The following is a 1,175-nucleotide window of genomic DNA, read 5'->3' as shown; positions in this document are numbered from 1 at the left end:
TACTCGATGATTTTCGATACGACGCCAGCGCCGACGGTTCTGCCGCCTTCGCGGATGGCGAAGCGGAGGCCTTGTTCCATGGCAATCGGCGCGATCAGTTCGACGCCGAAGCTGACGTTGTCGCCGGGCATCACCATCTCAGTGCCTTCGGCCAGCGTCACCGTGCCGGTCACGTCCGTCGTCCGGAAGTAGAACTGTGGGCGGTAGTTGGCGAAAAACGGCGTGTGCCGGCCGCCTTCGTCCTTGGTCAGGATATAGGCTTCGGCCTCAAACTTCGTGTGTGGCGTTACCGAGCCGGGCTTGCACAGCACCTGGCCACGCTCAACGCCTTCGCGATCCACACCCCGCAGCAGCGCGCCGATGTTGTCACCAGCTTCACCACGATCCAGCAGCTTGCGGAACATTTCAACGCCCGTGCAGGTCGTCTTGGTGGTGTCGCGGATGCCCACGATTTCGATCTCGTCGCCCACGTTGATCACGCCGCGTTCCACACGACCGGTCACAACAGTCCCACGGCCGGAGATTGAGAACACGTCCTCGATCGGCATCAGGAACGGCTGATCCACCGCGCGCTCGGGCGTGTCGATGTAGTCGTCAACAGCCTGCATCAGCTCACGGATCTTGTTTTCACCGATCTCAGGATCACGGCCTTCCATCGCCGCCAGAGCCGAGCCCGCGATGATCGGGATATCGTCGCCGGGGTATTCGTAGCTGGACAGCAGTTCGCGGATTTCCATCTCAACCAGTTCCAGCAGCTCTTCGTCGTCGACCTGATCCACCTTGTTCATGAAGACGACCATCTTCGGGATGCCAACCTGGCGGCCCAGAAGGATGTGTTCACGGGTCTGAGGCATCGGGCCATCCGCCGCATTCACCACCAGGATCGCACCGTCCATCTGCGCCGCACCAGTGATCATGTTCTTCACATAGTCCGCGTGGCCGGGGCAGTCGACGTGGGCGTAGTGGCGCGCGTCGGTTTCATATTCAACGTGCGCGGTCGAAATGGTGATCCCGCGGGCCTTCTCCTCGGGCGCGCCGTCGATCTGGTCATAAGCCTTGAAGTCGCCAAAATACTTCGTGATCGCCGCCGTCAATGTCGTCTTGCCATGGTCAACGTGACCAATCGTGCCAATGTTAACATGCGGCTTATTACGCTCAAACTTCTCTTTTGCCAT

Annotated in this window: 1 protein-coding gene; it reads right to left on the bottom strand. The window is 60.1% G+C overall.

Annotated elements, in window-relative coordinates; translation table 11 throughout:
* Positions 1-1,175 (bottom strand): elongation factor Tu (gene tuf, locus H7848_RS19640; protein WP_208354663.1); only part of this gene is annotated, 1,175 nt, incomplete at both ends.

The sequence above is a fragment of the Pseudaestuariivita rosea genome (genome assembly GCF_017592335.1).
Classification (GTDB): Bacteria; Pseudomonadota; Alphaproteobacteria; order Rhodobacterales; family Rhodobacteraceae; genus Parasulfitobacter; species Parasulfitobacter rosea.
Note: the sequence above shows the minus strand (reverse complement) of the source record. Positions and strands in the feature narration are given on the sequence as shown.